Genomic DNA, 5,227 nt, shown 5'->3' on the forward strand with positions numbered 1-5,227 from the left:
CCGCGAATGCGAAAAGGCGCTCAAAAGAGCGCCTTTTCGCATGTCGGCCGAGCACCGGCTTCATGAACCTCAGGATAGCCGGAGTAGATCGTCCCTCCTACTCGACTATCCCTTTATTGTTCGCTACGATTCTATTGAAATGCTTTTTATACAGGCTCTAAAAATAGCTTCATGTCGTTCAAATTGTTCTTCGGTGCAGTTGAAGTTGAAAGTTATCAATTGGTCATCATAGACGGTGGTCATCATTATATTTCGAATGTCTCTATTTTCAGCGTGTGAGATAATCTCAAAGTAAAACCATTGCCTGTCATTGAGTTTGATAATCTCGTTTTGTTCACATTCGGCCTTGGGTGTCATATTGGGTAGAGCTTTAGTGAAGGATTGTTTTATCTCTTCTAGTTGATTTTGTTTGCGAGATGTAGGTTTGACGCTGAATTTTATTGAGACATCTCTGATCTCATTTTTCTTAATGAATTTTGAGGAAGTCTGGGGCGACTGAGGTGGATTCGGTTTTGATACAAGGATGAATTCGGCTGGGAGATTGAACTTTACTCCATCGCAAACTGAAACTTCTTCTCCGTTAACAATGGATGCGAAGGCTAATGCAACTATGGCTAGTGCTATTGGTTTCATTTTTTCTCCTATTTAGCGAACAGTTTATTATTAGGCAGATTTGCCTGATATCCTGATATTGGACGGTTTTCGGGCAAATCTGCTTGATTGTTTTCCGCAGCAACCGCACCCTGCGGTCTTTGAAAAACAGAGTGGTTTGCGGGAGGTGTTTATGGCAAGCAAAATCCTTGAAGAAACTCGTGATATTTTGCGGCGGCGCAGGTATTCATACCGGACGGAACAGACCTACATCGGCTGGATCAAACGCTATATAAAGCATTTTAAAATGCGGACGCGCTCCGACTTGGAGGGAGGGGAGCGCAATGTGGAGGAATTTCTGACGCATCTGGCGCGCGAGGAACACGTTGCCCCGTCCACGCAGAATCAAGCGCTGAACGCATTGGTTTTTTTCTATAGGCACGTTCTGAAACAGCCGATGGATGACTCGATCAACGCGGAACGCTCCGCCCCGCGGATCAAAGTGCCCGTTGTGTTGACGCGGGACGAAACGAGCCGATTACTCGGAGGAATGGGAGGTACGCACCAGCTGGTCGCAAAGTTGCTGTATGGTTGCGGGCAACGCAATGCCGGTCGGCACCGCTTCGCCTGCCACCACCGCAAGATCCTCGGCAACCGGAACGCTGCCATGCTGCCGGGCAATCTCAAGAAGCGCCGCTTCGTTTTCCGCGGCGGTTCCATCCGCATACAGCGCAAACGCGCCGCCCGGAAACCGGTTGCGTTCGCCCAGTTTGGTCCAATCGAACTGGAGCGAGGAAGCGGATACCGTGGCTTCCGCGTTCTCGTCGAGCGCCACGACATGGACCGTGCTCGAGATCGGCAGGGTCACCCGGATGCCCAGGGAGTTGTCGTACAACGGCAGTTGCTCAACCCCGATGAGCCGGAAAAGCAGGTGGTGGTCATATGCATCGGCCCTGAAAAGCATCTTCACCAATCCTTGATCCTCGTCGAGCAGCTCCACCACACCGCTCTGCCCGGTTGCATCGATCATATCCCAGCTCTTTATGTCGTCTCCGTTGAAGATGCGCAGCTGGGCGTTGCCGGTTTCCGCGCTCAGGTGTTCGGCGCCGCCGAGCTGCAGGCTGGAAACATTGCCATTGGCATTCCAGGTCATCGAATGGACCGGCGAACCCTTGGAGGAAGGACTCAGGAATATCCTATCCAGGCGGCAGGGTTCCTCTCCGTCGGAATAGGCGAGCAGCTCAAGGGTCTGGCCGGCGTCCAGGGCGACGCCCGGCGTTTGGTGCGCGACGAGGTTGGTGGCCCCGGGATCGGCACGGCCCAGATCGCGGTTGGCGGACCAGGCATCGATCAATTCACCATCGAGAAACAGTTTGTAGACCGCGTCGCCGTCGTTCTCGTCAAAATAGGTCGTCTGGATGTCGTAGAACCCGGCCCCCGAAAGCGCGAGGGTCTGCGATGCCGTTCCGGCGACTCCCCCAAGCACAATCACCCGCCCGCCCGACGCGGCCGCCTGCGATTCGATGGCGAATCCGTCGAGCGTCATCGTTTCCGCCTCGAAGAAAGACGCTTCGAGCAGCTCGATTAGGCCGTGCCTGTAGACGCCCGCTCCGGTGCTATTCGCGCCCGGCACGACCCCGATCAGCTCCTCGATTTCCAGCTCGTCGGTGTCATTGATCCCGAAGTCGGTCGTCAGGAGCAGACTGTCCGTCTGGTTGGTTTCCGTGTCGGCGTAATAGTTGAAATCGATATCGACATACACCTCGCCGGTCGCATCGTCCTGCACCAGCTCGACCGAGTTGATGCTGAAGAACTCACCGCCCGTGTTGCATTTGCTCTGGAGTTTGATCGTGCCGGCATAAGTGATTCCTCCATCCACGAATGAAATGCTGCCGGATTCGAAGGTGTAGCGCGCATCGATGTATTTAAACCCCGCATCATCGGTTTCGTTGAAGATGTAGTAATCGCCGGTTCCGGCGAGCGTGTTGATCGTAAGGGTGTAATCCCCATTGGTGGACCGCTCGTCGGAACGGCCGCCGCTGATGACTTCGCCGGCGACCATCGTCGTCACCGGCGAGTTGTTCGCGATGGGGTTGTTCCCCTCGATACTGGAAACCGGGTTGCTGTCGCTGAAATCCTGATAGTAGAGGGTTGCTGCCCGACTCATCGAAACGGCGGCCAGAAGAACCAGTAAGATACGTATTGTTTTCATGCGATGATTCCTTACTTACAGCTTGCTGTTGGATTCCAGAACGTAGACGTCCCCGAGAGTGATGTACTGCACATTGAGCTCCGGCGAGCCCGTTCCGCTGCCCGCCGCAGTGGTCACCGTGTTGGTTCCGCCGATGACCGAGAACGCCGTTGGGGTCGCCGCCAACGTGCGGTCGAAATTCCAGTTGTTGTCATACACGTTCACCGAGCTGCCCCCGGCAAACTTCAGGTATTCGCCGGGTTCGATATCGCCCGTGACGGAGAGGGTTCCGGTGCCGTTGACCGTGATCAGCGGGTCGTGCAGCGCGGTGGAGGTTTCCACGACGCGGATCACCACCTGCGGTTGCTGTGCGCCGTACGGGTTGTACAGCGCCATCGTCGCGCCGGCGGAGATCGCCTGGAAGCGCGGCACCGCGCCCCACTCCTGTTCGATATGGTAAAGCGCATCCTCTCCCGAGGTGCGACCCATAATGCGATGCGGCGTGAAGATATACCGCCCGGTTGCGTTGGTGCCGAGCACCAGCACATCCTCGCTCTCGTAATGGCTGCTGCCGGACGTCCGCTTCGTCATGCTTTCAATGTACGCGACATCGGCGGCGTCCAGCACCGGCGCAAGCTCAAGCCAGTATTGGAAAATCCGCAACACCTCGTCGCTGAGGCCATGGGCGGCCAAAAGATCCGCGCTCACGCCATAGCCGCTTTGCGGGCAGCTCAACGTCACCCGCCGGCCATTGAGAAGAATTCCGTCTTCGGCGTGAAAGTGGGTATCCAGCAAGCTGGTCGCCAATTTCGGGCGATTTAAATCTTCCAGCCGCAGGCCGACTTCGAGCGGGAAATAGCCATAGCTCAGATCGTCCCGGACCGCGCTGAACTGCTGCTCGAAGTGGGCGGAAATACTGCCGCCGACTCGACTCGACGTGGTGGGATGATCCACGTAGCCGTATATGCGGTCGAACAGATCCCGGATCGCCCACGGATAGATGTCATGAATCTCCGGGCCGTCGAAATGGAGGTGCCCCAACTGCAGGTCGTTGACGAAGCCGGCATATTCCAGGGCCAGCTCGTCCATCAGGCTGTTTGTCTGGTCGAGGTCGTAGGCCGGAATGTAGTTGCTGTTGTAGGAACAGTGCAGCCCAACCATCTCATCGGCGGCCCCGTGAGCCGCGGAATCCGTGCCGCCCAAGCCGCGCGTGCAGTTTTCAAGAATCCAGACATCATCGTCCGTGCGCCGGAATGCGCCGACCTTGACGATTTCGTTCCCGAGCCGAAAATAGTTCCAATAAAGTCTCTTGCCCGTGTGCGCGATGTTCATGCCAAGCAGGGGCGCGGACACGCCCGCATCCGGCACGAAACGAAGGGTGGTTGCGGAGGCATCGACCGCTTTTTCCAGCGTCCCGGTTCCCCAGGAGGCCAGGCGATCATCGACGCCGCCGACGATGTAATCCGGGTCGTTCTTGCCAATCACGCAGCTCACGCTGTGGAGCCGCAGCAAGACGCCGTTGGTTCGCAGATGGTTCGAATAGGCGAGCAGATCCGCCTTCCCGGCGGGAAACACATTCGTGTTCACGTGGACGCGCGAATTGTAGTTCGGCCAGTACTCGCCCCGCCACGTTTTCGTATGCAGCTTGACCCGCTTGATGTGGTTGGAAAACACATAGGAGTCGGTCAGGCGGTAGAGCTCCTCCTGCGAACCGGCCTCCAGCTCCACCTCGCTCATATCGTTGTTCTGTGCGGCATAGGCCTCCACCCAGGCCCGCACGTCGTTCGGGTTCCAGCTCGCCTGCCCCGCCGGCCGCACCATGAGCCCGGCCGCATGCTGGGTCGACCAGATCTCGGCCAAGGCGGCGTCCAGATCGTCGCCGGTCAGGGTCCCGTCATACAGGACAAAACTGCCGCGTTCCCCGTCATACCGAGAGCCCCAAAGGTAGCGCCACACCATCTCGATGCTGGAGCCGGCGCGGTAGCGGCTGCTGTAGCTGTTTCCGGAGACATCGTTCAGTGAAAAAAAGCGAACCGTGTCATTCGCCCGCAGGGTCAGGTTGATTCCCCAATTGCGGTCCGTCGCGGCAATGCCCTGCACGTCGATCAAGTGGATCGCCAAGTGCCGGTCATAAGCGTCGATCCGAAAGGTGAACCGCGGCAGGCCGTCGGGATGCGAAACGGAGACCTCGTCGCCCGAAACCAAGAGGTCGGTCAAAAGGGTATCGGTTACGGATGTGCCGTCGAAATAGCGAAGATGAAAACCGGCCGAAGCCTGGGATGCAAAGCGGTCGACATCGCCCAACACCAGCGTGGCCGGCTGGCCGGAGGCATCGAACGTGAGTTCCGATGCGCCAAACCCACCTGACGGCAAACCGATGCAGGCCGCCATCAAGCTGAAGCCGAAACAAAACAGAGTATCTCTTTTCACAGGCTGCCTCACAGA

The 5,227-nt window shown here is 57.2% G+C and carries 3 protein-coding genes and 1 pseudogene; 1 reads left to right on the forward strand and 3 read right to left on the reverse strand.

Features of this window, described 5'->3' with window-relative positions:
- Positions 1-123: 123 nt before the first annotated feature.
- Positions 124-633 carry a hypothetical protein gene (locus ABYO54_RS13680; RefSeq protein ID WP_372808807.1) on the reverse strand — a complete coding sequence of 170 codons (510 nt, stop codon included), beginning with the start codon at positions 631-633 and terminating at the stop codon, positions 124-126.
- A 151-nt stretch (positions 634-784) separates the two neighbouring features.
- On the opposite strand from ABYO54_RS13680, the pseudogene ABYO54_RS13685 reads away from it, so the two are divergent.
- Positions 785-1,042, forward strand: a pseudogene (locus tag ABYO54_RS13685) (site-specific integrase); the annotation flags it as partial.
- Between the two features lie 87 nt (positions 1,043-1,129).
- Here the strand turns inward: ABYO54_RS13685 and ABYO54_RS13690 are convergent.
- Positions 1,130-2,803, reverse strand: a complete 1,674-nt coding sequence (locus ABYO54_RS13690) for a hypothetical protein (protein WP_372808808.1) — start codon at positions 2,801-2,803, stop codon at positions 1,130-1,132.
- A 15-nt stretch (positions 2,804-2,818) separates the two neighbouring features.
- On the reverse strand, positions 2,819-5,227 hold a 2,409-nt coding region (locus ABYO54_RS13695), incomplete at its 5' end, for a hypothetical protein (protein ID WP_372808809.1).

The sequence above is a fragment of the Pontiella sp. genome, assembly GCF_041622395.1.
Lineage (GTDB): Bacteria > Verrucomicrobiota > Kiritimatiellia > Kiritimatiellales > Pontiellaceae > Pontiella.

Bases quoted from the DNA above. Each gene is read 5' to 3' on its own strand.
- ABYO54_RS13680 (WP_372808807.1), bottom strand. From the start codon at position 633: ATGAAACCAATAGCACTAGCCATAGTTGCATTAGCCTTCGCATCCATT.
- ABYO54_RS13690 (WP_372808808.1), bottom strand. From the start codon at position 2,803: ATGAAAACAATACGTATCTTACTGGTTCTTCTGGCCGCCGTTTCGATG.